This is a genomic window from Mesoflavibacter sp. SCSIO 43206, assembly GCF_019904215.1.
In the GTDB taxonomy this organism is placed as follows: Bacteria; Bacteroidota; Bacteroidia; order Flavobacteriales; family Flavobacteriaceae; genus Mesoflavibacter; species Mesoflavibacter zeaxanthinifaciens.
Genome location: NZ_CP063201.1, coordinates 2,670,810 through 2,696,762, shown reverse-complemented (window position 1 = coordinate 2,696,762; position 25,953 = coordinate 2,670,810). Strand labels below are relative to the sequence as shown.

The window sequence follows — 25,953 nt, the reverse complement described above, 5'->3', positions numbered from 1 at the left end:
TCAAAAGAAAATCACTCGAACTGACGAAAACATAGAAAAAAATGAAAAAAGTATTATTCATAGACCGAGACGGCACATTGATTAAAGAATCAGCAGACGAGCAAATCGATAACTTTGAGAAGTTGGTATTTTATCCAAAAGTCTTCACGTATTTAAGTAAAATCGCTAAAGAATTAGATTTTGAAATAGTAATGATTACCAATCAAGATGGATTGGGAACAGATGTGTATCCAGAAAACACGTTTTGGCCAGTTCACAATTTCGTGATTCAATCCTTTGAAAACGAAGGTGTTATTTTTGAAGAACAGTTTATTGACAAAACATTTGCTAAAGATAACGCACCAACTAGAAAGCCAAATACAGGTTTGTTGACCAAATATTTTAGCGAAGATTACGATTTAGAAAATTCGTTTGTTATTGGTGACCGATTAACCGATGTTGAATTAGCTAAAAATCTGGGTTCGAAGGGTATTTTTATTAACGACAATACCAATTTAGGAACTGATGAAATTACGGTAAAACGCGAAACTTTAGATGAATTTATTGCTTTAGAAAGTAACGATTGGGAAGAAATCTATAAATTCTTAAAAGCCAAAGAACGTACAGGAAGAATCGAACGAAACACTAACGAAACCAAGATTAAAATCGATTTAAACCTTGACGGAACAGGACAAAGTAATATCGATACTGGTATTGCTTTTTTTGACCATATGTTGGACCAAATTGCACGTCACGGACAATTAGATTTAAACATTAAAGTTGATGGTGATTTAGAAGTAGACGAGCATCACACGATTGAAGATACAGCAATTGCTTTAGGTGAAGTGTTTGCTACAACTTTAGGTAACAAATTAGGTATAGAACGATACGGTTTTAGCTTACCTATGGACGATTGTTTTGCACAAGCTGCAATAGATTTTGGTGGTAGAAATTGGTTGGTTTGGGAAGCTGACTTTAAACGTGAAATGATTGGTAAAATGCCAACCGAAATGTTTTTTCACTTCTTTAAATCCTTCACAGATGGTGCAAAATGTAACCTAAACATCAAAGCAGAAGGTACAAACGAACACCATAAAATAGAAGCTATTTTTAAAGCATTTGCAAAAGCCATAAAAATGGCTGTAAAACGCGATGTTGAAAAAATGATTTTACCAAGTACAAAAGGAATGTTGTAATTAGCTTCTAGTCTTTAGCGTTTAGCTGTTAGCTAAAAACTAAAGGCCAAAAGCCAAAAGCTTAAAAATGAAAATAGTAATCATAAATTACGGTGCAGGAAACATAAAAAGCATTCAATTTGCTTTTAAACGTTTAGGTCTTGAAGCGTTGTTAACCAATAATCCTGAAGAAATTAAAGCTGCAGACAAAGTGATTTTTCCTGGTGTAGGCGAGGCGAGTAGTGCAATGCAAAAGCTAAAAGAATCAGGTTTGGACTCGTTGATTCCGCAGTTAAAACAGCCTGTTTTAGGGATTTGTTTAGGTATGCAATTAATGTGTAACTCTACAGAAGAAGGAAATACAAAAGGTTTAGGCATTTTTGATGTAGCTGTAAAACGCTTTTCAAACGCAGTAAAAGTGCCACAAATGGGTTGGAATACGATAAGTAATCTTCAATCAGATTTGTTTAAAGATATCAAAGAGAATGAATTTATGTATTTGGTGCATAGTTTTTATGCAGAACAATGCAAAGACGCAATCGCAACAACAACTTATGATGTTGAATACGCTTCAGCATTACAAAAAGATAATTTTTACGGTGTGCAATTTCATCCAGAAAAATCATCCTTAGCAGGTGAACAAATTTTGAGAAATTTCATCAATTTATAAAATAAAAATGTCAGGCTGAGCGCAGTCGAAGCCTATATATTAACTAAAAAGATTCCTGCCTACGCAGGAAATGATTATGAGAATAATACCAGCAATAGATATAATAGAAGGAAAGTGCGTAAGATTAACTAAAGGTGATTATAGCACAACAAAAATGTACAATGAAAATCCGCTAGAAGTTGCCAAGCAATTTGAAGATGCAGGCATAGAATACTTGCATATGGTAGATTTAGAAGGCGCTAAAGCAGATCACGTAGTCAATTATAAAGTGTTAGAACAGGTTGCGACAAAAACCAATTTAAAAATCGATTTTGGTGGTGGACTTAAATCCGACGACGATGTATTTATAGCATTTAATTCTGGTGCTAAACAAATTACAGGTGGTAGTATAGCAGTAAAAAACACCGACACTTTTTTACGATGGATTAATAAATACGGAACCCAAAAAATCATTCTTGGTGCCGATTGTAAAAACGAGACAATCGCTATTTCTGGTTGGTTAGAAGAAAGTAGTTTAGAGGTTGTACCGTTCATACAAGACTATCAAAAAAACGGTATTCAATATGTGGTATGTACAGATATTTCAAAAGACGGAATGCTTCAAGGACCATCAGTAGATTTGTATAAAAAAATAATCAACGAATGTACCAATGGTAGCGCAGATCAATCTGTAAAACTAATTGCTTCTGGCGGAGTAACAACTATTGAAGATATTGAAGTTTTAGCAGACATAGGTTGCGATGGAGTCATAATCGGAAAAGCCATTTACGAAAACAGAATAAGTTTGAAAGAATTAGAACGCTTTTTATAATAAAAAATTAATGTCATTGCGAGTGTAAGCGTGGCAATCTCATTCTTTGTAAAAGATTGCTTCACTATGTTCGCAATGACGAATAGAATTTATGCTAACAAAACGAATCATACCTTGTCTAGATATTAAAAACGGTCGAACCGTTAAAGGCGTTAATTTTGTTAATTTAAGAGACGCAGGAGATCCTGTAGAATTGGCAAAACAGTATGCGGTAAAAGGTGCAGACGAATTGGTGTTTTTAGATATTTCTGCAACTTTAGAAGGTAGAAAAACAATGATTGAAATGGTACTGAAAGTCGCCGAACAAGTCAATATTCCATTTACTGTTGGTGGCGGAATTTCATCTGTAGAAGATGTAGATATACTTTTAAAATCTGGTGCAGATAAAATATCTGTCAATTCATCTGCTGTAAAACGCCCAGAATTGGTAAACGAATTATCAAATAAATTTGGTAGTCAATGTGTTGTGGTTGCTATAGATGCCAAACAAGTTAATGGACAATGGAAAGTACATTTAGCAGGCGGAAGTATTCCAACCGAATTAGATTTATTTGATTGGGCAAAAGAAGTTGAAACAAGAGGCGCAGGCGAAATCTTATTTACTTCAATGAATAACGACGGAACAAAAAACGGATTTGCAAACGAAGCTTTAGCTAAACTGTCAGAAACTGTAAATATCCCGATAATTGCTTCTGGTGGCGCAGGAACTATTCAGCATTTTACAGATACATTTAAAGAAGGAAAAGCAGATGCAGCTTTGGCTGCAAGTGTATTTCATTTTGGTGAAATTGAAATAAAAAATTTAAAAGAAGAATTAAAGCAGAAAGGTATTTCTGTTAGATTATAAATTTTATCCTGAACTTGATTCAGGATCTCATAAAGCGTAAAAATATAATGAACATAAATTTCAATAAAAACAACGACGGATTAGTCCCTGCAATCATTCAAGATGCAACAACCAAAAATGTGTTAATGTTGGGTTATATGAACGAAGAAGCGTTTAAAAAGACTCAAGATACGAAGTTAGTGACCTTTTTTAGCCGTACCAAAAACCGACTTTGGACCAAAGGTGAAGAAAGCGGTAACGTTTTAAACCTAGTAGATATTAAATTAGATTGTGATAACGATACATTATTAATTACAGTAAATCCAAAAGGACCAACTTGTCATAAAGGAAGCGATACATGTTGGAATGAAGCTAATACAGAATCTTACGGATTTTTAACCCAATTAGAAAACATCATAAAAAGTAGAGTAGAAGCTGGTAACACAGAAAAATCTTATGTAGCATCATTATTTGCAAAAGGAATTAATAAAGTGGCTCAAAAAGTTGGTGAAGAAGCTGTAGAAGTTGTAATTGAGGCTAAGGACAATAACGACGATTTATTTTTAAATGAAAGTGCCGATTTGTTATTTCACTATTTAATGTTGTTGCAGGCTAAGAGCTTTAAATTAGAAGATGTTATAAATGTGCTAAAACAAAGAGATAAAAAAAACGCTAGATAGGCATCTAGCGTTTTTTGCTTTATAATTCGTTTACAAGCGTTATTTTAAACTGCGGATAATTTTCTTTTAATTCCTTTTCTAACCCTATTATATGAGCAGCACCAACAATAACAATATTTCGTGTTTTATCTGAGACTTTTACGCTATCACTGATGTTTTTTGCCATACGCATATTTCTTTCGTTCCAGTATTTTTCGCCTTGTTTACAACCATCGGTCATATTTTTTGTGTAAGTAAATGCAGCTAATTGATGGCTTGTTTTTAAAGATTTTCTCTTATTAGTGTGTTTACCCAAACCTCTAAATATTGCAGGTAAAATTGCCGAGTTATAGTCCTTTTTATTTAGTTTTTTCATTATGGCGTTATTCCCATTATTTTTTCCCTCTTTATAACATTTAGACCAACCTTCATGATATTTATCGTTTGTTTGTTGATCATCCATAGCATTTAATAGTTTAATATTTTGATGTATGGCTAATTTATAAGTAAGATCACCATCTTCATAACGGGTTGGTTTTTTACTTCCTTTTACGCCGTGCTTTAAAATATAACTGTAAAATCCAAAATTAGCGTCGTCTCTATGGTAAGCAAATGTTTTTTGTAAATATTGTAAATCTTGTTTAGTCATGGCTGAAAAGTCTTTTTCTAAAAGTGATAAAACTTTAGTACTATCTGGTGTAAAAACGTTTTTAATAGAATCTGACAAATGGTAGAATTGCTTATAACTTTTAGACCATCCATTTTTTAAATATGCCCAACTTAAACTGTCATTTCCTTTAGGACTCTCTACATATATTGCTGTCGGATTATATTTTTTGGCACGTCTTAGCATAGGTTTATAACTATACTTTACAATTTTTGGAACCTTATGCATTGTGCCGACTAAGACAATTTCTTTTTGTACTTGTTGTTGTGCATTTAGATTGAAAATAGATAGGCAAACGATTAAAATTAGCATTACAATAGATTTCATCTTTATTAAATTTTGATTAAACTTCGATACTGCTAAATTAAAATCTAATCTTGATAAAACCCTTTGTTTTATTGGGTTTGGGGCGAAATGTTATGCTGTTGTGGTAGAATTAAACCGTTGTTTTATGCTACTTAAATATGTTTTTGAAATAGGAATTTCGATACTATGATTTAAAATTAAAAAATGCTTTCCTTTTTCGGTTTTCCATTGCTGAAAATGATATGGATTAATAAGATATGAACGATGTGTTCTAATCAATTCGTCAAAAGTTTCATCAATAACCGAAAGTTTATTTCTTATTAAGGTTTTCTTTAATTCATTTCCTGATAGATATAATACTTCAATATAATTATCTGAAGATTGTATGCTAATCAGGTCATTTAAATGCAATCTTATACCTTCAAAATTACCTTCACCTTTAATTTCTATTTTTTGATCTTCAACTTGTTTTTCAAAATATTTACCAAAAGCAAATCTAGCGATTATGATTATAGGTATAATAGTACCAGCTGCAGGTAGTAAAATAGCTTTAAGCATGTAACCCAAAGTGTAAGGGTTTGGAATGCCGTCCATAATTACATATAAGTAGTACAATCTAACAAACGTTAGAGTTATAATGGTATAGGTAAGCAGAAAAACAATTTCTTTAGCAATAGTCCATTTTTTTATCTTATAAGACAATATTTTGTATTGTAAAGGCAAAAATAAAAGGTAAGAAATACCGCCAATTATACCATATCCAGGCAAGTATATTAATTTTTCTGTATCGCCAAACTCGTCTACGTCTAAAGGTTCTGTAAAATAAAGAAAGACAAAAATCCAAATAGCCAATAATAAACCAATAAGTAAATGATTTTTTATTTTAGGATCAAATGGATATTTCATCTTTAATTTTTATTCAATTTATAAATAATAATCCCTAAAACAGTTGTTACGATTAGCAATATAAATCCTTTTAAAATATCACTATAAATAAAACTTCCAATTGAAAACAATAATGCGTAAACACCAAAAACACCACAGAAAAAACTAATTGTTTTGTTGCCAAACCCTTTAAATTTTGATTCGTCACCAAAAATTAAAGCATTAAAAGTAGCTAAAGTTTTTGCATCTGTAGGTTGCGTTAGTAAAGTCACGATAATCCAACCTAAAGTTGTAATTACTACACCCAAAACTAATTGCCAATGTCCAGCAATAGTAACCAATGGATTATCTAATTTTCCGTTTATAAAGAAGAATACAGCAATTAAAAACGAAATGATCATAGCTGCAATTTCGCTATAGGGATTAATTCTGCTCCAAAACCAACGTAAAATAAATAGTAATCCAGTTCCAGCTCCAATTTGAAGTAATAAATTAAATACATCTGCTGCCGATTGTAAATAAAATGAAAATAAGGCAGCGCATAACATTAATAATACTGTAGAGATACGTCCAACTAATACTTGTTGTTTTTCGGTAGCATCTGGTTTAATAAAGCGTTTATAAAAATCGTTAACAATATATGAGCTTCCCCAATTTAATTGAGTAGAAATAGTACTCATAAACGCTGCAATAAGTGATGTTAAAACAATACCAATTAAACCTGCAGGTAAATACGTCATCATTGCTGCGTAAGCTACATCGTGACCTTGCATTTGCTTTGTAAGGTTAGGAAAGGTTTCTGAGATGGCATCTAGATTAGGGAAAACAACAATTGATGCCAAACCAACCACAACCCAAGGCCAAGGACGAATTGCATAATGTGCTACATTAAAAAATAGAGTTGCCCAAGTCGCGTGTTTTTCGTTTTTAGCGGCTAGCATACGTTGCGCAATATATCCGCCGCCACCAGGTTCTGCACCAGGATACCACGTGCTCCACCATTGTACTGCTAACGGAATAATTAGCAAAGTTATTAGTGCTTCTGTGTTACTAAAATCAGGAAAAAATGCTAATTTATCTACTACATTTTCATTTATTAAAAGGTTATCTATTCCACCAATTTCAGGGATGTTAACTATGTATATTGTAGCCCAAATACTTCCAACCATTGCAATGATAAACTGAATAAAATCGGTAATCAAAACACCTTTTAATCCTCCTAATGTTGAGTAAACAACTACAATAATAGAGGCATAAAGCAACATTTCTTCTTGAGAAATTCCTAATAAAATATTTGCAATTTTCGCACCAGCCAAACATACGCCAGCCATAGTAATAATATTAAAAATAACACCAAGATAAATAGCTCTAAATCCACGTAAAAAACTAGCAGTTTTTCCGCTATAACGTAATTCGTAAAACTCTAGATCTGTTGTTATTCCGCTTTTGCGCCATAATCTAGCGTAAAAAAATACGGTTAACATACCGGTTAGTAGCATTGCCCACCAAACCCAGTTTCCAGAAACACCGTTGGTCCTAACCAATTCGGTTACTAATCCAGGTGTATCTGCAGCAAAAGTTGTAGCAACCATACTTACACCAAGTAACCACCAAGGCATGTTTCGGCTTGATAAGAAAAACGATTTTGTGTCTTTACCAGCTTGTTTAGAAACAAAAATTCCTATTCCTGCAAACAAGATTAAGAAAAAAGCAATTATTACCCAGTCTAAAGTAGATAAAACCATAATTATAAATGTTGATAAACAAATCTAAGATTTATTAATAAATAAAAAAGCATTAGAAATTTCTAATGCTTTTTTACTTGAGTTGTAGTTTATTATTTAAGCCAGCCTTTTGCAATACCTTTGTTTGAAAATACTATTAATAAAATAGCTATTATAGGTATTGAAATTGACATACTTGTGTCAAATCCAGACATTTTATCTGAGATTGGTGACATAAAAAACGTGTAAATAGATTGAACGATTACAGCAATAAAAGAAACTATAAAAAAGATGTTAGCTAGTTTTTTTCTCAATAATAATAGGATGCATGCTCCAAATCCAGCAAAAACAGCAATTGCAAATGCAGCAGTATACCAAGCAGGAAAATCTATACTATAAATTTCTTGTTGTTCTGGTGGCATTGCTGCGATAGCTTCTTCGGTTAAAAATGCTTGTCCTAAGTAAGCCATTACGCCCATAGCATTCCATATTAAAGCAATAATGCTTATTATCCAGAACCAAATTGGAGGTTTTTGTGTGGTTGTTGTCATAAATTTTAAAATTTAGTTAGTTTTTAATAATATACAATTTATAAAATTTTTGTCAATTGAAATGTAATAACTTATTTTCGGCAATAATTATGAAAAAGAAATTTTTTTACGTTATCACCATTCAATATTTAGGCTATCGTTTTCACGGTTGGCAAAAACAACCCAATGTAAAGACGTTACATTTAATGGTAGATCGTACTTTAAATTTCATTTTAAATAAAAAACCATTTAAAACCTTAGTTTCTGGTCGTACTGATGCTATGGTTAGTGCAGAAAACGCTGCTTTTGAGTTGTTTTTAGAAGAACCTATTGAAGATTTTGAAGCGTTTTTAGAGTTGTTTAATTACAATTTACCTCAAGACATTCGTGCTAAATCCATCAGAGAAGTAGATAGTAAATTTAATATTATTCAATCTTCAAAAACAAAAGAATACATATACATATTTGCATTTGGTGGTAAGTTTCATCCGTTTTGTGCTCCAATAATGACTACTATTTTAGATCCTCTAAATATTGAAGTCATGCAAGAAGGTGCAAAACTTTTTGAAGGTAGACATTATTTAAAAAATTACTGTTTTAGACCTACCAATAACGGAGTTTACGACAGAGAAATTGATTCTTGCGAAATCGTAGAAAACACACTTTACACTGCAAATTTCTTTCCAGAAAAAACATACATGCTTCGTGTTAGAGGTAAAGGTTTTATGCGTAATCAAATACGATTAATGATGGGTGCATTAATCAATTTAGGTAAAGGAGAACTTACTTTAAACGACATTAAAGCTAGCTTAACACCCGAAAACACTGTTGCTATAGATTATGTGGCTCCTGCATCTGGACTTATTCTTCATAAGTTAGAATTTGATTAAACTGTTAATCGTTTTAACACCTCATTATTTTCTTAACACAATTTTATGTTAAAAGGCTAAGCTATTAGTTAAAGCTAGTTAAATGGCTAGTAATCAATATTGTTTAATTGTAATTTAGAACTATTAAACAAAATAAACAACCCAAAATATAATATTGATTATGAGTTATTTGAATATGCAAGATGAAAAATTATTACCAGTAGTAATGGATTTAAATACATTATTATCTGACTATCATATGTACTACCAAAAACTAAGAAGTTTTCACTGGAATATATTAGGAAAAAACTTTTTTGACCTACATGAACAGTTTGAAGACATGTACAATGATGCACAAATTAAAATTGATGAAATAGCTGAGCGAATTTTAACACTTAGACATCATCCTGTTAGTAAATTTAGTGATTACATTAAAATAGCTACTGTACAGGAGGAAAGCGCTATGATTTCTGACCAAAAAATGATAGAAACTCTTTTAAACGACCACAAAATTATCTTAGCGCAAATGTCTAGTGTTATAGATTCTGCTGAAAATGCAGGAGATGAAGGTACAATTGATTTAGTTGGTGCTTATATAAGAGAATTAGAAAAAACTAGCTGGATGTTAAATGCTTGGACAAAAAAGTCTACAGAGCAATTGAAGGAAGAAGCAGTAGCTAGCTAATATTTTAGCAATTTAGATACAGTACTAACCTTAAAAATTTAACATTATGAAAGATCAATTATCTGAAGCATATAATTTATTGATAGATAAATTAGAAGGCTGGTTTAATATAATAGTAACCAATATACCAAACTTAATTTTAGCAATCTTAGTACTATTTGCCGCATATTTTGTTTCAAAATATGTAAACAAATATGTAAGCAAGCTAATGGCTAAAAAAGTAGAACAAAACTCTATAACTAATATGGTAGGACGCATTTCTGCAGTAGTTGTAGTATTAGCTGGATTATTTTTAGCCTTAGGTATATTAAATCTTAGTAAAACATTAACCTCATTATTGGCTGGTGCTGGTGTTGCTGGATTAGCAATTGGATTAGCTTTACAAGGTACATTATCTAACACCTTTGCAGGTATTGTATTGTCTTTTAGAAAGAAAATACAAATAGGGCATTGGGTAGAGACCAATGGATTTTCTGGAGAAGTTATGGATATTAACCTTAAAGATTTCACCTTAAAAGAAGCAGATAATAACATTGTAGTTATTCCAAATAAGAAGATTTTAGAAAACCCACTAAAAAACTACACACTAACTACAAAAATGAGAGTGTTTTTAGAATGCGGTGTTGGATATGAGTCGGATTTAGAACAAGTAGAGCAATTAACTAAAGAAACAATCTGTAATACTTTTGATCAGATAGAAAAACCAGAAGATGTAGAGTTTTATTTTACAGAATACGGGTCAAGTTCAATCAACTATTTATGCAGATTCTGGATTGATGCCGAAAATGCTCTAGAAAAATTAAGAGCAAAAAGTACAGCAATTATAGAAATTAAAAAAGCATACGATAAAGCGGACATTAACATTCCGTTCCCTATCAGAACACTTCAATTTGATAATAAATTATCATTTGAATCACAAAATTTAGAGAAACAATTCTCTAACAACTAAAAGCAAAGTGCTGTTAGTTTAATATTAACCATTTAAAACCAAAAAATTATGTTACGTTGGACAATCACATTTATCATTATCGCAATTATAGCCGGAATCTTAGGATTTGGAGGCGTTGCAGGAGCAGCTGCAGGAATTGCTAAAATCTTATTCTTTGTTTTTTTAGTGTTATTTGTAGTATCACTATTAAGAGGAGCAACTAGATAAATACTAGTCAACTAATCAGTTACTTAAAATAATCTAGAAGCAAAAATAAGCTAGCTGATTAGTTCTATTTATTAACCAATAAAAACCAAAAAACGATGAAAAAATTAATATACACCTTCTTAATCTTGTTCTCACTAACCACAGTATTTACAAGTTGTAGAGAAGAAAAGAAAACACCAGAAGAAAAAATTGAAGAAACTATGGATGAAATGCAAGACGACATTGATGAAGCTTCAGACGATGTTAAAGATGCAATGGAAGACGTAGAAGATGAAATTGAAGAAGTTAAAGAAGAAAGCAAAGCAGAAGTCGAAGAAATGACTGATGAACAATAAATATTAACCACTAAAAACCAAATATTATGAAATTTACTTTAAAAAAATCTATTTATGCATTTATTTTAATGTTCTCATTAGCAGCAGCATTTACATCTTGTAGAGAAGAAAAATCTACAGGAGAAAAAGTAGAAGATACTGTAGAAGATGTTGCAGATGATGTAGAAGATGCAGTAGATTAATAACTACATAAATTGCTATGAAACAAAAAAACCTCAGTTTAAACTGAGGTTTTTTTGTAATTTTAATAAAAATTAAATCTTAATGAAATCGACTATATCTAAACACGTATTCACATTTTTAAAACAACTAGAAAAAAATAATAATAGAGATTGGTTTAATGAAAGAAAACCAGAATTTAAAACTATAGAAAAGGAAGTAAAAGCGTTTAATGAGGAATTATTTACTCTAATTAATAAACATGACCAAGTAGATAAGTTAAAGCAGTTTAGAATATATAGAGACGTAAGGTTTTCTAAAAACAAACAACCTTATAAAACCCATTTTGGGTGTTCCTTTAATCGTGTGAAACCTAAACTTAGAGGTGGATATTACATACATATTCAACCAAATAACGAAAGTTTTATTGCTACAGGGTTTTGGGATCCAAATAAAGAAGATTTACTACGCATTAGAAAAGAGTTTGAAATAGACGATCAAGAAATGCGCGATATATTAAACGATAAAAACTTTTCTAATATTTGGGGAGATTTTAAAGGAGACAGCCTTAAAACAGCACCAAAAGGATTTGATAAAGAACATCCAGCAATAGACTTAATTCGTCGTAAACAGTATATTTTTACTAAACAGTTTACAGACAATCAAGTTTTATCAGATAACTTTATAAATGAAGTAGATACAGCATTTAAAGCCATTCGTCCATTTTTTGATTATATGAGCGATGTCTTAACTACAGATTTAAATGGAATATCAATAATTGATTAACCTCAATTAAACCGCAGATAAATATTTAGGCTTTTCAAATAATTGAATATTGCTTTGTAAACGTTGTTTTACAATATTCATCATACGTTTATTTAGCGAAGACGAGTTTTTTATATACGTCAAATATTCATCTACTGTAAATTGACCAATCACCATACCTTTAAGGCTGTTTCTAAACTTAATATCTTTATGTATAGCATTTTCAATATAATTTAAACGCTTTTCTAATGTCAATTGGTAAAATACATTTTTATGTTTTGCAATGTAGTTTCTAAAAACCTCAATAAATAAATCATTTTGCAATTTAATTACTGGTCTTAACGTTTCATTTTGAAAGCGTTCTTCACTACTCATTGTTTCATTAATAATAATACTTTCAATAATTGGTCTTGCAGCTAACAGTTGTTGATCTCGCGTAGTCATGATAGTAATTTTTACTAAAATTATCGATAAATAATAGCAATACAGACATAGTAAAAAATTGTTTTTAACGGTCTTATTAACAATCTATAAATTGTAATTTTGAAGTAAATATGTATTAAATGAAATTTGGAAGCGTTACTAACCCAGAAGATATAGATTTTACTTTACCAAAAGACCATAAAGACACAAAACGTGTGCTTAATTTGGTAAAAGATGATAATGAACCAGAAATTTATGTTGGTTGCGCAAAATGGAATAGAGCAGACCTAAAAGGCTTCTATCCAAGAGGTACAAAAGACGAATTGGAGTATTATTCTTCACAATTTAATAGTATAGAACTTAACGCTACATTTTACCGTATTTTCCCGCCAGAACAATTTGAAAAATGGAGAGAAAAAACACCATCAAATTTTAAGTTTTTTCCTAAGCTAAATCAAGAAATTAGTCACTGGAAACGTCTTAACAAAGTTAAAGAAGTTGTAGATAATTACTTATATTCTGCAGTTAATTTACAAGAAAAATTAGGAACTATCTTTTTGCAAATGCATAATAATTTTGCGCCAAAAGACTTTAATCGTGTGGTTAGTTTTATTGAAGATTGGCCAAAAGAAATTCCATTAGCAGTAGAGTTTAGACATACCGATTGGTATAACGATCCAACAGTTTCAGAAGAGTTATTTCAACTTTTAGAAAGCAATAACATATCAAATGTTATTGTAGATACAGCAGGAAGACGTGATTTAATGCATATGCGATTAACCAATCCAACTGCTTTTGTGCGTTATGTTGGTGCTAATCATCCTACAGATTATACACGACTTGATGATTGGATAAAAAGATTAAAAACTTGGAAAACACAAGGAATTAAAGAGATAGACTTTTTTATACATCAAAACATAGAAAAAGAATCACCTTTACTTTCAGCATATTTTATAAAACAATTAAATGCAGAATTAGGCGCTCAATTAAAAGTCCCTAACGAAGTTCAACAACAAAATTTATTTTAGCCTATGAGATTTCATACAAGAAAATGGGTAAAACCAGAAGACTTAAATCCAAACGGTACTTTGTTTGGTGGTAAATTACTAGCTTGGATTGATGAAGAAGCTGCACTTTACAGTATAGTACAATTAGAAAACAATAAAGTGGTTACTAAATACATGAGTGAAATTAACTTTATGAGTAAAGCAACCGAAGGTGATATTGTAGAGATTGGTATTGATGTTAAAAAGTTTGGTGGCACATCGTTAACCCTTAAATGTGAAGTGCGTAATATGCGTACACGCGAAACTATTATCACTGTAGAAGATATTATAATGGTAAATTTAGGTGAAGATGGAAAACCTAAACCACACGGAAAAACACAAGTAGAATACGTTAAAGACCGATTAAAAAAGTAGGAGATAAGCCTACTTTTTTTTAGCTAAAAACTTTTTGTCTACGTAAAAAGTCCCGAAAGGAATTAAAGAAGCAACAAGTACTACTAAAAACGTACGGTTATTCCATTTTTGTTCTGGTTTTAATAACACAGCCAAAGCTATGTAAGCCACAAATAATAACCCATGTGGCATACCTAAAAGCTTAACATATGTAGGGTCGTTTGCAAAATACTTAATAGGTGTTGCAATAAAAAGTAATAATATATAAGATACACCTTCTAATAAGGCGACAATTCTGAAAATACTAAGTAAACTCATTCAAAAAATTTTTTTGTAAAATTACGGGTTATACTTAGTAAAACCAATAAAAAAAGAAAGACATCATGTTGATTTTGATGTCTTTTTTGTTTTACTAATATCTAAAAAAAGATTCCGTATCACACTTCGACTACGCTCAGTGGGACACTACGGAATGACAGTCTTAACAACCCATCAAACCAAAAGAAATAACTAACTCTTGTTCAACAGTGTTACCGTTTTCATCTTTTGCTGGTGTCCAAGTACCAGGTAAATCTTGCAATAATTTAATAAGTTGTTTATCAACTTTTGGATAGTTAGAGCTATGGTCCAAATGTATGTTTTCAATATCTCCTGTTTTGGTTACAGTAAAGTACAGTTTACCAGCTTTTAGTTGTTTAGGATCAACATTTTGTCTAACTGTTTCGGTTTGGTTTTTAAAATAGGTTTTTAATGCTTTAAAACCTTTAGAATATTGCGCCTGTACGTCTGGTACAATGGTATGATGTGGTGTAGAATAGTTATAACCGCCAGAATATTTATCTATAAATTCTGTTCTAAAAATTATATTATCGCCGTAATCTAGCGTTTGTAAGTAATTAAGTTGATCTTTAGTAAAAGTTGTAGTTGTTCCTGCTAAATTTAAATCTTGTTGTCTATCGTTAACCACTTTTAGTAATCGTACAGCTTGTAAGCTTTTCATGCTGTTAAGTGTTTCTAAGTCGTAAACATCTTTTAGTTTTTTTGCATTAATCACTACCGATTTTTTAATAGGCATAAAACGAGTGCCAATTTCATAGATAAAATCTTCAAAGACTTCATTTTTAATAATTGGATGGTGTTCCATAGGTCCATAAATTACGTCTTCAGTTTCAGTAGTGGTTATTTGCGTTGGTGCAACGTCTTTACTATCTTTTTTAAAAACGGAAAACGCTGTTAATGCAAATGCAATAATTACTATACCAAGGATTAAAACTTGTTTTTTCATAACTTAAAATTTAATGATTAATGAGATTTAAAAAATTTGATATTATAAAACTATAGCGATAAGCCGTTAAAAGTGTCAAAAAAGTGTAAAAGAAGTGTCAACAGTTGTAAAATCTCATAAAAATATATGTTATTTACAGTAATTATGAAGTTAATACGTCCATTTTTTAAACCTGTAATCGTACTAATTATGGTTAGTATGGTATTACAATCTTGCACAAAAATACAAGAACCAGCAGCTAACCAAGTAGTAAAAATAGCTTTAAGAGATGTTGGTCACCAACTATTATTAAGTAATCAAGACAGTACAACGGTAGTACCGCCAATACAAGATTTGGGCGATAACCGTTACCAATTACAATTTAATACACGGTTAAGTATACATCCTGATAGTTTAGTACAGCAAGTAAAAACTAGTTTTGAAAAAGCTAATTTGCCTAATAATTATATAACCGAAGTACAGCGTTGTGACGATAACCAAGTAGCGTATAGCTACCAAATAAAACAAGATATAGAACAAGGTATTGTGCCTTGTGGTGGTAGAACTTTAAAACAAGATTGTTATACTATAACCGTAGCATTTTATACCTTAAAAACCACAACGCCTTTTGCTTATTATGCTATACCATTAGTCTTATTAATTATAGGACTATTGTTGTATTTAAAACTGAAACCTAAACCCAAAGCCACAGTACAACCCATTAGTACAAATACTAAAACTATTGGTAGTTTTACCTTTTATCCAGAACAAAACAAGCTAATTAAACAGGCTAAAGAAATTACCTTATCCAAAAAAGAATGCGAGCTACTTAGCATTTTTATAGCACAGCCAAACCAAATTATTAAACGCGAAACTTTATCTAAACGCGTTTGGGAAGACCATGGAGTTGTAGTTGGTAGAAGTTTGGATACTTACATTTCTAAACTGCGTAAAAAACTACAAGAAGACCAAAGTATTAAACTAACCAACGTACATGGTGTTGGTTATAAGTTGGAAGTGGAGTAGTGGTTACATATTTACTTTCTAAACTATTTCTTAATTATTCGTCAAACCAATATAAGAGCCATACATTTGTAACTATTTACAAATTATAAACAAAAATTATGAGTAAAGTAAAAGCAAACGATACTGTAAAAGTACATTACACAGGTAAATTAACTAATGGACAAGTGTTTGATACATCTGCAGAAAGAGAGCCGTTACAAGCACAATTAGGACAAGGACAATTAATACCTGGTTTTGAAAACGCTTTAATTGATATGGCAGTTAACGAAAAGAAAACTGTAACAATAGCCAAAGCAGATGCTTACGGAGATGTGCGTACAGAATTGTTTCAAAAAGTTGCAAAAGAAGAATTACCAAAAGAAATTACTCCAGAAGTTGGAATGGGCTTAGTTGCATCTGCACCAGATGGATCTCAACAACAATTACGTGTAGCAGAAGTTAATGAAGATCATATTGTTATAGATGCTAATCATCCGTTAGCTGGTCAAGATTTAATCTTTGATTTAGAAGTAGTTGGAATAAACTAATATATTCCTGCGAAAGCAGGAATCTTAATATCACATAATTATAGAGTAAAAGCGATGAAATTCCTCTTCGTTCCTCATTCGGAATGACATCAAAATATTAACGTCATGCTGAATTTGTTTCGAGCACAGTGAGAAATCACAGAATAAAAGAATCTATCAAAAATTAGATTTATAATCAAAAACGCTTTAGAAAATTCTAAAGCGTTTTTTTATGATAAAAATTAAATTCTGTATCTAATCCTGAATAATATTTTATTATGTAAAATAGAATTAATGTAAAATGATTTTTATAATTATATCTTTTAATTTACTATTAATTTTCTAATCGCTGAGAATCGCGTATTTGAAAATTCACAGTCACTTGTACAGAATATTAAAATTATGAGAATTATGAAATATGACCATTTTTATGGTTTTTAAAGTCATTTCGAACAGCGTGAGAAATCACATTATTTTGAAATCAAATTTTATGTCAGTTTCACTGATTAGTTAATTTATTATATTTTAAGATATAGATTCCGCATCAAGTGCGGAATGACAATTATATTTATTATGGATTGATAAAATTTAGCTCTACATAATCATTTACGATATAAGTCTAAAATTATATCGATGACTATGTAAAATAGCACTTCTTGCTATTACGCTAATTATTATAATTGTTCTATAATTTATATTATGCCACTTCTAACATACTGTAAGCCAGTATTGTAATAACTTTTTGGCAAAAAATCCCTAAAACTGCCTTTTTTTTCATTTAATATCGAAAATGAAAAAAATTAAAGCTGAAATTATTAAGACTCCCAAAGGATATGAGATACCTATTGGTAACTCATTGACTTTAAGCTTTAAGAATAAAAAAAAGGCTGAAAAGTTTGTGATTAAGTTTTCGCAATTAATTGATCTTACCTTACAATCAATATCTCAATTAAACGCTAACGTTTACACGTTGTATCGCCAATACTATTTTCAGTTACCTATTTCTACTATACACGTAATAGATGAAAATCTAAGTGATTTTAATGATCGTTTTAGGTATGTTTTTAAGGAGTTTTCAAAAGGCAATTCAGCTTTTGTATTTCAAAATATAGATCTATTGTTTATCTATACTAATACGCCTCTTGATCTTCTTAAATCATTTGCTTTTACACACAAAGAAGTAGCTTTAAAAAATCAGACAAAATCACTTATAAACCTGCTGGAGATAGTTAGATCCGATTACGATGATAATCGATACAATCCACAAAATGTTAGCAAATTAAATTCCCTTAAACCTCTAATTAAATTAAAAGCTAATGTTAATTAAAAATTTACAATCAGTTATTTGGTCAAACTTAATGACTGTTACTCTTCTTCCAAAAAAACAATTACAAACTCTATTACCTAAAATCTGTAAAGATATTGCGGATCATAAAAAATCCTATTCAGATTATTCAAAGCAAATTCAAATAGCTATCGATATTTATATTGAAAATTTAGAATTGTTAGAGTTGTAATATGGTAGATACAATAGACTTTATTCTACATAACTGCAATACATACCGTAAAAGAGATCCTTTAGAAACCGAAGAGCAACATCAACAAAATCCGTGGTTAAACAAGTCTAACCACGATCTTTTTATGGCTTTAAAAGAGTATAAAAACCAGTTTGTAGAGCGTAGGATCGAATTACATTCAGATTATTTAACTGCCGATGAAAATCCTAAAAATGCTTTAGAAAAAAAGCAATTTAAGGCTTATCACGTTTTTTCGCCAAAAATATTATTGGTAGACAAAGACTCTGAATTACTATATACCAAAAATACACGTGGTAAGGTTACACTTGATAGTAGTAATTATAACGTTGTTTTTGATATGTTATCAAGTCAAGATAAAATTAAATTTTCATTATCAATACCTAAATATTTATATGGTCATTCAATAGCGCAATTTGTTCCGAATATTAACTCTCCTAAGTTTTATCAATCTGCGGATCGTTTAACCAGTCCTTTTTTTCAAGCTACAATTATCCAGCACAGAATTACCAGCTTTATTATGGGTTTTTTAAAAGATCTTTCATATTTATTTTCAATACCATATCAAGGCGATCCTCAAGATATTGAGATTAGGAGATTAGATTTTTGTTATAATCAATTTTTTAGATCTAAAAATGAAGCTTTAGAGTTTTTATCAGCACAAAAAAAGATTATTTCAAAAAACAAACGTAAATCAGCTTTTTCAAAATCAGAAGATACGTCACTTTATTATCGAAATTCAAAGCGAACGTACCTTTTTAAAATTTATCACAAAGGATCAGAATTTTCAAAACAAGGTGACTCCGATCTTAAAAGATTGCTAAAATTAAACGAAGATTATTTTGTCCGCAATTATGACAAATTGTTTGAAGAGATAGGATCGTTAAAAGATCTACTTTCATCAGATTATGAACATAGATCTATTGAGAGTTATTTTAACATTTACAAAGTTTCAGTTCACAAAGGTATTAACGTTAAGTTTTGTAAAGCTTTTGAGTCCTTTATGCCTTACAAATGTTTCTTTCTGCTGGATGAAGCTAACAAGATTTTAAGATATGAGATGAATTTTACTACAACTTATATTTCAACCATTTATAAAAAAGAGATCTATTGCAAAGACTCTATAGACTATAAAAAATTGAAAGTTAATTACAAGAGAGTTCAACAATACTACAATCACTTAAACAAAGGCAATATTTCTAAATCAAATCAGATAAAAAGAAGATATAATATTACCAATCAATGTATATCAGAATATGACGCTTTTAAATCTCATATTGAGTCTAAAAATAATTTCTATTTAAGAGTTCCAGAAGATGTATTAAAAAGCGAAAAAGCTTTTAATAAAGTCAATAGACTATTTAAAGTAAAAGGTAGACTAAGGATCAATAGTTTTAAAGAAGCTTTATTATCCGATAAATTACTCGAAAAAATGATTGATCTTTTTTTTGCTGAAATTGATCAATTTCAGATCAAGCGAATTGAAAATCCTATGAGTGTTTTAGATAAGCTTGATAAGTATAATAAAAACGTAATAGAGCGACAAAAACAATTTACAAAGCTTGAATTAAAAAATCTTACAAGATCAAAAAAAATCAAAATGGATCTTATTGTATTTAATCGATCTCGATTAGAGATCTATTTAAAAGAGATAGACAAAGGCGAAAGTATGGATACAATAAAAGAAAAGTTTAAAATATCAAGATCTACATTTTATGAATTAAAAACAATTTTGAAAAAATTTAATCTTAATGAGAAAATGATCAAAAGTAAATTTGATTTTAGTCATATTAAAACCAATTTTCATAAGTATTATCAAAACTTTAGTATTGATAAAAATTATGGTCATTCTTTTTTTTCAGATCCTAAATTAATGCTCAAATCAGATACATTCATTTATAGATTATCAAAATAAAATTATATCGTTTTAAAAAAACACTTTAAATCGATCTTAAATTTACAGTCAACAATATTAATAAAATTACAATTATGAAAGGATTTCCGTTCGTTACCGCTATTATTTGCGCTGTTGTAGGGGCAAAATATGCAGATCAAATCAAGGATATGTTAAAAGACATTCCAGTTATAGGCGATTTTTTAAACTCTAACAAAGGTTAATAGATTATGAGAGAAACAATTAATTTTTCAGCGTATAAAACAGTAGAGTTAAAAAATGGATCATTTAATGGTCTTGATCTTAACTTTAAAATAAAGTTAAATCGTACAACTGCTGAAATGGATGCTTTACCACAATTTTTGGCTTTAAGCGAAGATGCTTTATCAAAAATTTCAGTAACAGCAACATTGATCGGACAAACTACAAAGCAAATTAAGATCTACAACGATCTTACACTTGCTCAAATTATCGATCAAAAAACAAATTCAGCAAAGGACTACAAAACTGCTATTGTAGGTCATAAACTTATGATCACAAATGAAAAGTCATTTGTAGATGTTCCAGTTCGTTTGCCAATATCAACATTAAATTTAAGTGGTAACCACTTACTTAAAGTTGAGATCAAATTCAATGGTTTTGGATTTGAAGAGAGAGATGCGAACGATAATATGGACTTAGATAAGTCATTTATCGAGGTTACTCCAAGTCATACATTAGCTGTTCAGCACGAAGTTGAGATCATTGATAAAATTCAAGTTCAAGATGATCGTAAAAAAACTTACAACTTCTTACAGTCTGCAAGTAAGATCGCTCTTACTCAAGCTGGAGATCAGCCTTTTGATTTTGTAGAGGGTAGAGTTGAGTCTGACGTTTTTAACGAAGATGTAAGTTTAGCAAATGCTATTACTAACACTCAAAGCAATTATTCTGACAATCCAACTAAATCTTATTTAGTGCTTGTCAATGCAAGTCAGATCCCTTTAAACAATGCTCAAATCGACTTAGAGCGTAGAAACCAAGCGGACTCTCCAATGGAGTTGTTGGTTACTTATAACCGTGTTATGACTTTAGTGAATAACGCAAATAAAGTGCAAACGATTGCACGTAGAAACCAAAGAGTAAAAGCTTTATCATAAAAATTTACTTCTTTTCTTCTTAGATTTTTAGCTATCTAAAAGGCTGGTTAATCTTAATCAGCCTTTTTAAAAAAAACAAATTATGTTAGGTATTACAACTGCTCAAAATATTTCATCTCAATTATCAGACATCAATTTCGATAATTTGAGTTCAACCACTTCAAGTGGTTTTAACTTTGGTGGCTTAGTTGGTGGCTTAACTGGTGGTGGTCTTTCATTCGATGATCCCGTAGGATCATTAGCAAATGTTGGCGTTTCTGCTTTAACTGGTGCTGTTCCCGGTCTTTCAACTCTTTTAGGAGTTATGGACATTAACATAGGTCAAAACCTATCAAATGTAACATCATACGGCTTAAATAGTTGGGGTGCTACAACATCTCCAGAAAATATAGGTCAATATTTGCAACAATACGAAGCTGAAATTATAAAACCTTTAGTTCAAAACTTTGAAAATGATCTTGAAAATTCAGTTAATGAATTATCAGATTTTTTACACTGGGGTTTACAATTTTACCAACGTATGCGAAGAGATCACGCAAAGGCAAATTCAACTAAACAAGCTTACGATATGGCAATCGATTTTTTCAAAAAGCAATTTGAAAAGGTCTTTGTACCTTTTGTAAAGCCTTTTTTAGACAAAGGTTTAGCCACTGGTAAAACCGTTCCTAAAAAGTTGAATAACTATTTACACTTAGGTCAGCCAGTAAATCCAAACGATCCAGCAATTCAAACGCGAGTTTACACTTTTGATCTTCAAAAAATAAACGCTTTAGTTAAGGGTGTTCAAAATGGTCAAACTGTAAATACAACAAATCAAAGTACAACGAATAATGATCAAAATAGTTCTTCTGAAAATGGCTCAAGTCAAGACAAAAGTTCTTCTAAATCATTATTAACATTATTAAGTGCTTTCTTATTATTAAGACAGTTATAAATTAATTCAAAAACAAGTCAAAAAAATGAATTTAATCACAGTTATAAAAAGAGTTTATATAAATCGATTTTACTGGATTTCAGAAAATCAAGATGATATACAAAAGGCTTTTCATCGTTTAGAGGTTTGGGGGCAAAATGCCACTACTGACTCTGAAAATGGACTTGCTAAATTATATGCGAAATTACACGCCAATCCGTGGTTTCCATTAATGTTGCCTTTAATCTTCATCTTTTTAAGCTTTAAAGCGGCACAATTTTCAGATCAAGACTGGTTAAGCGATCAAGTTCGCAAAGCTACAAGCGGTCAGCCAGAAGATGAATATTAACTCCTAATAAATTAAAATTATGTTAGATATTTTAAAAAAAGACACAGGTTTACAAGCTTTAGGACTTGTAAAAAAACCACGTAAAAGACGTAGAAAAAAAACAGTTTCAAAAAAATCAGCATCATACAAAGCTGGTCGAAAAGCTGGTTATAGATCAGGCAAAAAGGCTGGATCTAAAGTAGGTTACCGAAAAGGTAAAAAGGCTGGTATTAAAATGGCAAAAGGTTGGTAGGATGAAAAGATTTTTAATGAAAAACTGGATGTACATTGCTATCATATTATTTTTTCTTTTAAGAAAAAAGAAGAGTTCAGATCAAAAAGGATCTGAAACTAATGATCAGCAAAAATCTACTTTAGTAGATTCCGTAGAAACTGAAACTAAAGATCCGATAACAGAAGATGTTTTAAATCAAGATTATAATGAGATAAACTCTCAACCAAGATTTGATATGTCAGATCCTTTGTTATCAGATCCTAAACCAAAAGGCGATTTTACAAGCTGTTAGTCTTTGTTTTTTTTTATTTGGTTATAAGTAATGGCGAAGCCTATTACTAATATCAACCAAGTTATCCAAAAAAACTGTTGTAAATTTCTAACTAACTCTTGTAATAATTCAACGTTGTTAATTTCCATAATTTATGTTTAAAAAGATTAATACAACAAATATAGCTATAATAACAATTATACTAATTTTTGTTACAAAGTGGTTGTCTAAAGACAAACCTAAACCAGATGATCCTCTTCCAGTTTCAGACATTGATCCAAACTTATTTACAATAAGTGAAGATCAAGCCGAAGATTATGCAGATAATTTTTTAGATGCTTTTGATCATACAAGTATTTTGGATGCTGGTACAAATACGGACTCTCTTAATTCAATTTTAAATCAAATTAACGAATACGATCTAAAATTGATCTATGATAAATTTGGTTTAAAACCTTATTTATATTTAGGATCGCATCCCGAGTGGTTGGGCGGTGTTCCTTACGATCTAAAAAAGTGGATTGAATTAGAGATCGATGAAGATCACGAAGTTTACCAAAAATTTAAGGTTATGTTTAAAAAAGTAGGCATAAACTTAGCTTAAAAAAACAAGTCAAAAATGAAATATCTCTTAACACTTATTTTACTTATACTATCTCCATTAATCATTGTTGCTGGTGTTATAGTATCTCCTATTTATTTTACATACAAAATTGTAGATCGTAGATATACATTTGTAGAGCGTAAAAATGGATATGGCAAAAAAGAAGATAAAAATCCGTTACCAAGTTTAATAAACTTTGCTATGGATTTCGCAAAAAAACAATAATGTTAATTTTTACTTACAATATAATTACTGGTTTTAACTACTACTTAGATGAAAATTTAAGTAGTATTAAAGCTGGATCTCAATATCATAAATAAAAAGTCTGCCTGGTTGGACTTTTTTTTAAAACTAATTAGATCAATGAAAATATCTCAAAACGGTATAGATTTTATAAAATCTCACGAAGGCTTTAGAGCTGTTGCATACGATGACTTAAATCCTAATGCAACATTAAACAATGACTCAATAATACAAGGTGTTTTAACCATTGGATATGGTCATACGCATAACGTAAAAGTTGGAGATTATGTAACAGAAGATGAAGCTGAACAACTTTTAAAAGAAGATCTATTTTTTGCGGAGTCTGCTGTAAAAGATTATGTCCAAGTTGAGATTACCCAAAATATGTACGATGCTTTAGTTTCATTGTTTTTCAATGTTGGCATCCATAATATAGCTACAAAGCAATATCCTAATAATAATTTTGTAGGATCAACACTTCTACACAAATTAAATCAATCAGATTATTTAGGTGCTTCAAATAGATTTCCAGACTTTGTAAAAGCTGGTGGTCAAGTTCTACAAGGTTTAGTTACTCGTAGAAACGAAGAAAAGGATCTTTTCTTAAAAGATATGTCAGTCTTAAATTATCAATTACCAACATTTGGATCTATGACTGACGGTATCAATTTAGATAATGTTTACTTGTCTAATAAAAAAAAAAGTAACGTTGCAATAATCATTTTAATACTACTTGCTTTATTTTTTATAACACGATGAAAGATATTATAAAAACGTTTGAGATTTCAGTTTTCGGACTCTTAACTTCTGAATATTTCACGCCTTTTTCACTTGCTTTAGCAAATGATATAATGCAAGTTTTAATAGGTATAGCAACGTTTATTTATATTATCTACAAGATTTTACACTTAAAAAAAGATAAAAAAGATGTTTGAAAAAATACTTAAAATCATTACTGGAGGTAATGGCATAAAAGATGTTGCAGACATCTTACAAGATGTATTCAAAGGTAAGGATGCAAAGCGAAGAGAGTTTGAAATATTACTTGCTGAACGTTTAAAAGAGTCCGTAGAGATCGAAATTAAAGACTTACAAAATGCAAGAGAGATGCAAATTGAAGCTTTAAAACAAGAAGATCGTTTCTCGAAACGATTTGTTTATTATTTAACAGCGTTCTTACTTTTTGTAACATCTTGTTTAGCTATCATTCCTTATTTGTTTGAATTTCCTCAAGCAAATTTAGATATGATTAAACAAGGTCAAAATTTTTTCTATATGGTCAGCGGTGCCAGAATTATCGCTTTTTTCTTTGGATCAAAAACACAATTAACTCAAAACAATAAATAAATATGTTTACAAGTATTTGCGACATAAAAAGGATGCTAACAAATGTTTATGGATCAACATTTGTTAAAGACATCCAGCACGTAATTTATAATGATATGGATCAGATTAATAGATCAGATAAAAACGTAGTTTTTTATGGATCTTTTAATGAAGAGATGCAACTTAAATTAGGAGAAAAGGATATTAGATATTATTTAGATTCGACTCCTATATTATTTTCAGAATGTTTACCGCTAAATTTTGATTACCAATTTATTGGTTACAAAATTATTGTTTCAGACATACAAAAACTTATAGGAGTTCAGCAAAGAGAGTCTATAAAAATAGTTTTAAGATCATTTGCTGGATCTTTATTACCGTACCAAGATTTTATAATTAAAGATGTTTTAACGCAATCAGATTATATATCACGTACCGATAAAAATGGCGAAGCTAATTTTTATAAGTTAGGTATAAATCCAGCAAATCCAATACAAGCTTTTCTAACTGGAGAAAGTAATGATCAGTTAGAGTTTGCTCAAGCTGAAAATACAGACATATCATTTGGAGAATTTAAGGATATAGCAGATCAACAAAATTTTGTTTTGTTATCTACTATTGCAACAAATGAGAGATAATTTAATT

The 25,953-nt window shown here is 30.3% G+C and carries 36 protein-coding genes; 29 read left to right on the top strand and 7 right to left on the bottom strand.

Annotated features, from left to right (window positions below; all coding sequences use genetic code 11):
- Positions 1–41 precede the first annotated feature (41 nt).
- From hisB to hisIE, 5 genes are all read left to right on the top strand, one after another.
- A complete protein-coding gene (hisB, locus tag INR78_RS12400; RefSeq protein ID WP_223076765.1) occupies positions 42–1,175 on the top strand; it encodes a bifunctional histidinol-phosphatase/imidazoleglycerol-phosphate dehydratase HisB in 1,134 nt (377 codons plus the stop codon).
- A gap of 67 nt (positions 1,176–1,242) precedes the next feature.
- A complete protein-coding gene (gene hisH, locus INR78_RS12395; RefSeq protein ID WP_223076764.1) occupies positions 1,243–1,824 on the top strand; it encodes an imidazole glycerol phosphate synthase subunit HisH in 582 nt (193 codons plus the stop codon).
- A 76-nt stretch (positions 1,825–1,900) separates the two neighbouring features.
- Positions 1,901–2,635 (top strand): 1-(5-phosphoribosyl)-5-[(5-phosphoribosylamino)methylideneamino]imidazole-4-carboxamide isomerase, encoded by a 735-nt coding sequence (gene hisA, locus INR78_RS12390; protein ID WP_223076763.1) that lies wholly within the window; start codon positions 1,901–1,903, stop codon positions 2,633–2,635.
- Between the two features lie 91 nt (positions 2,636–2,726).
- Positions 2,727–3,482, top strand: a complete 756-nt coding sequence (gene hisF / locus INR78_RS12385; protein WP_223076762.1) for an imidazole glycerol phosphate synthase subunit HisF — start codon at positions 2,727–2,729, stop codon at positions 3,480–3,482.
- 47 nt (positions 3,483–3,529) lie between these two features.
- Positions 3,530–4,141 (top strand): bifunctional phosphoribosyl-AMP cyclohydrolase/phosphoribosyl-ATP diphosphatase HisIE, encoded by a 612-nt coding sequence (hisIE, locus tag INR78_RS12380; protein WP_223076761.1) that lies wholly within the window; start codon positions 3,530–3,532, stop codon positions 4,139–4,141.
- Positions 4,142–4,160: 19 nt separating this feature from the next.
- Here the strand turns inward: hisIE and INR78_RS12375 are convergent, their stop codons facing one another.
- From INR78_RS12375 to INR78_RS12360, 4 genes are all read right to left on the bottom strand, one after another.
- Complete coding sequence (locus tag INR78_RS12375) at positions 4,161–5,114, bottom strand: DUF5694 domain-containing protein (protein WP_223076760.1); 954 nt, start codon at positions 5,112–5,114, stop codon at positions 4,161–4,163.
- A gap of 90 nt (positions 5,115–5,204) precedes the next feature.
- Complete coding sequence (locus INR78_RS12370; protein WP_223076759.1) at positions 5,205–5,999, bottom strand: LytTR family DNA-binding domain-containing protein; 795 nt, start codon at positions 5,997–5,999, stop codon at positions 5,205–5,207.
- 2 nt (positions 6,000–6,001) lie between these two features.
- Positions 6,002–7,723, bottom strand: coding sequence for a sodium:solute symporter family protein (locus INR78_RS12365; protein WP_223076758.1), 1,722 nt, complete (start codon positions 7,721–7,723; stop codon positions 6,002–6,004).
- A 92-nt stretch (positions 7,724–7,815) separates the two neighbouring features.
- Positions 7,816–8,253 carry a hypothetical protein gene (locus INR78_RS12360; RefSeq protein WP_223076757.1) on the bottom strand — a complete coding sequence of 146 codons (438 nt, stop codon included), beginning with the start codon at positions 8,251–8,253 and terminating at the stop codon, positions 7,816–7,818.
- 89 nt (positions 8,254–8,342) lie between these two features.
- Between INR78_RS12360 and INR78_RS12355 the strand changes: the two genes are divergently transcribed.
- From INR78_RS12355 to INR78_RS12325, 7 genes are all read left to right on the top strand, one after another.
- Complete coding sequence (locus INR78_RS12355) at positions 8,343–9,122, top strand: tRNA pseudouridine(38-40) synthase TruA (protein ID WP_370632460.1); 780 nt, start codon at positions 8,343–8,345, stop codon at positions 9,120–9,122.
- A 160-nt stretch (positions 9,123–9,282) separates the two neighbouring features.
- Positions 9,283–9,786, top strand: a complete 504-nt coding sequence (locus INR78_RS12350) for a Dps family protein (protein ID WP_027878990.1) — start codon at positions 9,283–9,285, stop codon at positions 9,784–9,786.
- A gap of 46 nt (positions 9,787–9,832) precedes the next feature.
- Complete coding sequence (locus tag INR78_RS12345; protein ID WP_223076756.1) at positions 9,833–10,735, top strand: mechanosensitive ion channel family protein; 903 nt, start codon at positions 9,833–9,835, stop codon at positions 10,733–10,735.
- 48 nt (positions 10,736–10,783) lie between these two features.
- On the top strand, positions 10,784–10,942 hold the full coding sequence (locus INR78_RS12340; RefSeq protein WP_027878992.1) for a DUF1328 family protein: 159 nt from the start codon (positions 10,784–10,786) through the stop codon (positions 10,940–10,942).
- A 95-nt stretch (positions 10,943–11,037) separates the two neighbouring features.
- A complete protein-coding gene (locus INR78_RS12335) occupies positions 11,038–11,277 on the top strand; it encodes a hypothetical protein (protein WP_223076755.1) in 240 nt (79 codons plus the stop codon).
- Positions 11,278–11,303: 26 nt separating this feature from the next.
- Entirely contained in the window at positions 11,304–11,459 is a 156-nt protein-coding gene (locus INR78_RS12330) for a hypothetical protein (RefSeq protein ID WP_169558268.1), read from the top strand.
- A gap of 82 nt (positions 11,460–11,541) precedes the next feature.
- Positions 11,542–12,222, top strand: coding sequence for a DUF2461 domain-containing protein (locus INR78_RS12325; protein ID WP_223076754.1), 681 nt, complete (start codon positions 11,542–11,544; stop codon positions 12,220–12,222).
- Positions 12,223–12,228: 6 nt separating this feature from the next.
- Here the strand turns inward: INR78_RS12325 and INR78_RS12320 are convergent, their stop codons facing one another.
- Complete coding sequence (locus INR78_RS12320; protein ID WP_027878996.1) at positions 12,229–12,645, bottom strand: hypothetical protein; 417 nt, start codon at positions 12,643–12,645, stop codon at positions 12,229–12,231.
- A gap of 119 nt (positions 12,646–12,764) precedes the next feature.
- Between INR78_RS12320 and INR78_RS12315 the strand changes: the two genes are divergently transcribed.
- Both INR78_RS12315 and INR78_RS12310 read left to right on the top strand, forming a co-directional pair.
- Positions 12,765–13,652 (top strand): DUF72 domain-containing protein, encoded by an 888-nt coding sequence (locus INR78_RS12315; RefSeq protein ID WP_223076753.1) that lies wholly within the window; start codon positions 12,765–12,767, stop codon positions 13,650–13,652.
- A gap of 3 nt (positions 13,653–13,655) precedes the next feature.
- Positions 13,656–14,045: an acyl-CoA thioesterase gene (locus INR78_RS12310; protein ID WP_223076752.1), complete on the top strand. Its 390-nt coding sequence runs from the start codon at positions 13,656–13,658 to the stop codon at positions 14,043–14,045.
- A gap of 9 nt (positions 14,046–14,054) precedes the next feature.
- Here the strand turns inward: INR78_RS12310 and INR78_RS12305 are convergent, their stop codons facing one another.
- The gene (locus INR78_RS12305; RefSeq protein ID WP_223076751.1) at positions 14,055–14,342 is read right to left on the bottom strand and encodes a DUF3817 domain-containing protein; all 288 of its coding nucleotides are present in this window, start codon (positions 14,340–14,342) and stop codon (positions 14,055–14,057) included.
- A 163-nt stretch (positions 14,343–14,505) separates the two neighbouring features.
- A complete protein-coding gene (locus INR78_RS12300; RefSeq protein ID WP_223076750.1) occupies positions 14,506–15,309 on the bottom strand; it encodes an energy transducer TonB in 804 nt (267 codons plus the stop codon).
- Between the two features lie 144 nt (positions 15,310–15,453).
- Between INR78_RS12300 and INR78_RS12295 the strand changes: the two genes are divergently transcribed.
- From INR78_RS12295 to INR78_RS12230, 15 genes are all read left to right on the top strand, one after another.
- The gene (locus tag INR78_RS12295) at positions 15,454–16,314 is read left to right on the top strand and encodes a winged helix-turn-helix domain-containing protein (protein WP_223076749.1); all 861 of its coding nucleotides are present in this window, start codon (positions 15,454–15,456) and stop codon (positions 16,312–16,314) included.
- Positions 16,315–16,412: 98 nt separating this feature from the next.
- The gene (locus INR78_RS12290; RefSeq protein WP_027879004.1) at positions 16,413–16,841 is read left to right on the top strand and encodes a peptidylprolyl isomerase; all 429 of its coding nucleotides are present in this window, start codon (positions 16,413–16,415) and stop codon (positions 16,839–16,841) included.
- A gap of 769 nt (positions 16,842–17,610) precedes the next feature.
- Positions 17,611–18,147 carry a hypothetical protein gene (locus INR78_RS12285; protein ID WP_223076748.1) on the top strand — a complete coding sequence of 179 codons (537 nt, stop codon included), beginning with the start codon at positions 17,611–17,613 and terminating at the stop codon, positions 18,145–18,147.
- 191 nt (positions 18,148–18,338) lie between these two features.
- Positions 18,339–20,270, top strand: a complete 1,932-nt coding sequence (locus tag INR78_RS12280; protein WP_223076747.1) for a phage/plasmid replication protein — start codon at positions 18,339–18,341, stop codon at positions 20,268–20,270.
- Positions 20,271–20,344: 74 nt separating this feature from the next.
- Positions 20,345–20,473 (top strand): hypothetical protein, encoded by a 129-nt coding sequence (locus tag INR78_RS13665; RefSeq protein WP_255593078.1) that lies wholly within the window; start codon positions 20,345–20,347, stop codon positions 20,471–20,473.
- A 6-nt stretch (positions 20,474–20,479) separates the two neighbouring features.
- On the top strand, positions 20,480–21,388 hold the full coding sequence (locus INR78_RS12275; protein ID WP_223076746.1) for a hypothetical protein: 909 nt from the start codon (positions 20,480–20,482) through the stop codon (positions 21,386–21,388).
- 82 nt (positions 21,389–21,470) lie between these two features.
- Positions 21,471–22,322 carry a hypothetical protein gene (locus INR78_RS12270; protein ID WP_223076745.1) on the top strand — a complete coding sequence of 284 codons (852 nt, stop codon included), beginning with the start codon at positions 21,471–21,473 and terminating at the stop codon, positions 22,320–22,322.
- 25 nt (positions 22,323–22,347) lie between these two features.
- Positions 22,348–22,650 carry a hypothetical protein gene (locus INR78_RS12265; RefSeq protein ID WP_223076744.1) on the top strand — a complete coding sequence of 101 codons (303 nt, stop codon included), beginning with the start codon at positions 22,348–22,350 and terminating at the stop codon, positions 22,648–22,650.
- A 19-nt stretch (positions 22,651–22,669) separates the two neighbouring features.
- On the top strand, positions 22,670–22,882 hold the full coding sequence (locus INR78_RS12260; protein WP_223076743.1) for a hypothetical protein: 213 nt from the start codon (positions 22,670–22,672) through the stop codon (positions 22,880–22,882).
- 1 nt (position 22,883) lies between these two features.
- Entirely contained in the window at positions 22,884–23,156 is a 273-nt protein-coding gene (locus tag INR78_RS12255) for a hypothetical protein (RefSeq protein ID WP_223076742.1), read from the top strand.
- A 133-nt stretch (positions 23,157–23,289) separates the two neighbouring features.
- Positions 23,290–23,739 carry a hypothetical protein gene (locus tag INR78_RS12250; RefSeq protein WP_223076741.1) on the top strand — a complete coding sequence of 150 codons (450 nt, stop codon included), beginning with the start codon at positions 23,290–23,292 and terminating at the stop codon, positions 23,737–23,739.
- Between the two features lie 15 nt (positions 23,740–23,754).
- The gene (locus INR78_RS12245) at positions 23,755–23,964 is read left to right on the top strand and encodes a hypothetical protein (RefSeq protein WP_223076740.1); all 210 of its coding nucleotides are present in this window, start codon (positions 23,755–23,757) and stop codon (positions 23,962–23,964) included.
- A 138-nt stretch (positions 23,965–24,102) separates the two neighbouring features.
- Positions 24,103–24,741: a lysozyme gene (locus tag INR78_RS12240; protein ID WP_223076739.1), complete on the top strand. Its 639-nt coding sequence runs from the start codon at positions 24,103–24,105 to the stop codon at positions 24,739–24,741.
- 168 nt (positions 24,742–24,909) lie between these two features.
- Positions 24,910–25,329 carry a hypothetical protein gene (locus INR78_RS12235; RefSeq protein ID WP_223076738.1) on the top strand — a complete coding sequence of 140 codons (420 nt, stop codon included), beginning with the start codon at positions 24,910–24,912 and terminating at the stop codon, positions 25,327–25,329.
- 32 nt (positions 25,330–25,361) lie between these two features.
- Positions 25,362–25,946: a hypothetical protein gene (locus INR78_RS12230; protein WP_223076737.1), complete on the top strand. Its 585-nt coding sequence runs from the start codon at positions 25,362–25,364 to the stop codon at positions 25,944–25,946.
- Positions 25,947–25,953: the final 7 nt, after the last annotated feature.

Bases quoted from the DNA above. Each gene is read 5' to 3' on its own strand.
- INR78_RS12290 (WP_027879004.1), top strand. From the start codon at position 16,413: ATGAGTAAAGTAAAAGCAAACGATACTGTAAAAGTACATTACACAGGT.
- INR78_RS12345 (WP_223076756.1), top strand. From the start codon at position 9,833: ATGAAAGATCAATTATCTGAAGCATATAATTTATTGATAGATAAATTA.
- INR78_RS12255 (WP_223076742.1), top strand. From the start codon at position 22,884: ATGAAAAGATTTTTAATGAAAAACTGGATGTACATTGCTATCATATTA.
- INR78_RS12375 (WP_223076760.1), bottom strand. From the start codon at position 5,114: ATGAAATCTATTGTAATGCTAATTTTAATCGTTTGCCTATCTATTTTC.
- hisB (WP_223076765.1), top strand. From the start codon at position 42: ATGAAAAAAGTATTATTCATAGACCGAGACGGCACATTGATTAAAGAA.
- INR78_RS12360 (WP_223076757.1), bottom strand. From the start codon at position 8,253: ATGACAACAACCACACAAAAACCTCCAATTTGGTTCTGGATAATAAGC.
- INR78_RS12370 (WP_223076759.1), bottom strand. From the start codon at position 5,999: ATGAAATATCCATTTGATCCTAAAATAAAAAATCATTTACTTATTGGT.
- INR78_RS12240 (WP_223076739.1), top strand. From the start codon at position 24,103: ATGAAAATATCTCAAAACGGTATAGATTTTATAAAATCTCACGAAGGC.
- INR78_RS12250 (WP_223076741.1), top strand. From the start codon at position 23,290: ATGTTTAAAAAGATTAATACAACAAATATAGCTATAATAACAATTATA.
- INR78_RS12330 (WP_169558268.1), top strand. From the start codon at position 11,304: ATGAAATTTACTTTAAAAAAATCTATTTATGCATTTATTTTAATGTTC.
- INR78_RS12335 (WP_223076755.1), top strand. From the start codon at position 11,038: ATGAAAAAATTAATATACACCTTCTTAATCTTGTTCTCACTAACCACA.
- INR78_RS12295 (WP_223076749.1), top strand. From the start codon at position 15,454: ATGAAGTTAATACGTCCATTTTTTAAACCTGTAATCGTACTAATTATG.
- INR78_RS12265 (WP_223076744.1), top strand. From the start codon at position 22,348: ATGAATTTAATCACAGTTATAAAAAGAGTTTATATAAATCGATTTTAC.
- INR78_RS12310 (WP_223076752.1), top strand. From the start codon at position 13,656: ATGAGATTTCATACAAGAAAATGGGTAAAACCAGAAGACTTAAATCCA.
- INR78_RS12230 (WP_223076737.1), top strand. From the start codon at position 25,362: ATGCTAACAAATGTTTATGGATCAACATTTGTTAAAGACATCCAGCAC.
- INR78_RS13665 (WP_255593078.1), top strand. From the start codon at position 20,345: ATGAAAGGATTTCCGTTCGTTACCGCTATTATTTGCGCTGTTGTAGGG.
- INR78_RS12280 (WP_223076747.1), top strand. From the start codon at position 18,339: ATGGTAGATACAATAGACTTTATTCTACATAACTGCAATACATACCGT.
- INR78_RS12235 (WP_223076738.1), top strand. From the start codon at position 24,910: ATGTTTGAAAAAATACTTAAAATCATTACTGGAGGTAATGGCATAAAA.
- hisF (WP_223076762.1), top strand. From the start codon at position 2,727: ATGCTAACAAAACGAATCATACCTTGTCTAGATATTAAAAACGGTCGA.
- INR78_RS12285 (WP_223076748.1), top strand. From the start codon at position 17,611: ATGAAAAAAATTAAAGCTGAAATTATTAAGACTCCCAAAGGATATGAG.
- INR78_RS12300 (WP_223076750.1), bottom strand. From the start codon at position 15,309: ATGAAAAAACAAGTTTTAATCCTTGGTATAGTAATTATTGCATTTGCA.
- hisA (WP_223076763.1), top strand. From the start codon at position 1,901: ATGAGAATAATACCAGCAATAGATATAATAGAAGGAAAGTGCGTAAGA.
- INR78_RS12365 (WP_223076758.1), bottom strand. From the start codon at position 7,723: ATGGTTTTATCTACTTTAGACTGGGTAATAATTGCTTTTTTCTTAATC.
- INR78_RS12260 (WP_223076743.1), top strand. From the start codon at position 22,670: ATGTTAGATATTTTAAAAAAAGACACAGGTTTACAAGCTTTAGGACTT.
- INR78_RS12350 (WP_027878990.1), top strand. From the start codon at position 9,283: ATGAGTTATTTGAATATGCAAGATGAAAAATTATTACCAGTAGTAATG.
- INR78_RS12245 (WP_223076740.1), top strand. From the start codon at position 23,755: ATGAAATATCTCTTAACACTTATTTTACTTATACTATCTCCATTAATC.
- INR78_RS12325 (WP_223076754.1), top strand. From the start codon at position 11,542: ATGAAATCGACTATATCTAAACACGTATTCACATTTTTAAAACAACTA.
- INR78_RS12270 (WP_223076745.1), top strand. From the start codon at position 21,471: ATGTTAGGTATTACAACTGCTCAAAATATTTCATCTCAATTATCAGAC.
- INR78_RS12305 (WP_223076751.1), bottom strand. From the start codon at position 14,342: ATGAGTTTACTTAGTATTTTCAGAATTGTCGCCTTATTAGAAGGTGTA.
- INR78_RS12315 (WP_223076753.1), top strand. From the start codon at position 12,765: ATGAAATTTGGAAGCGTTACTAACCCAGAAGATATAGATTTTACTTTA.
- INR78_RS12340 (WP_027878992.1), top strand. From the start codon at position 10,784: ATGTTACGTTGGACAATCACATTTATCATTATCGCAATTATAGCCGGA.
- INR78_RS12355 (WP_370632460.1), top strand. From the start codon at position 8,343: ATGAAAAAGAAATTTTTTTACGTTATCACCATTCAATATTTAGGCTAT.
- INR78_RS12320 (WP_027878996.1), bottom strand. From the start codon at position 12,645: ATGACTACGCGAGATCAACAACTGTTAGCTGCAAGACCAATTATTGAA.
- hisH (WP_223076764.1), top strand. From the start codon at position 1,243: ATGAAAATAGTAATCATAAATTACGGTGCAGGAAACATAAAAAGCATT.
- INR78_RS12275 (WP_223076746.1), top strand. From the start codon at position 20,480: ATGAGAGAAACAATTAATTTTTCAGCGTATAAAACAGTAGAGTTAAAA.
- hisIE (WP_223076761.1), top strand. From the start codon at position 3,530: ATGAACATAAATTTCAATAAAAACAACGACGGATTAGTCCCTGCAATC.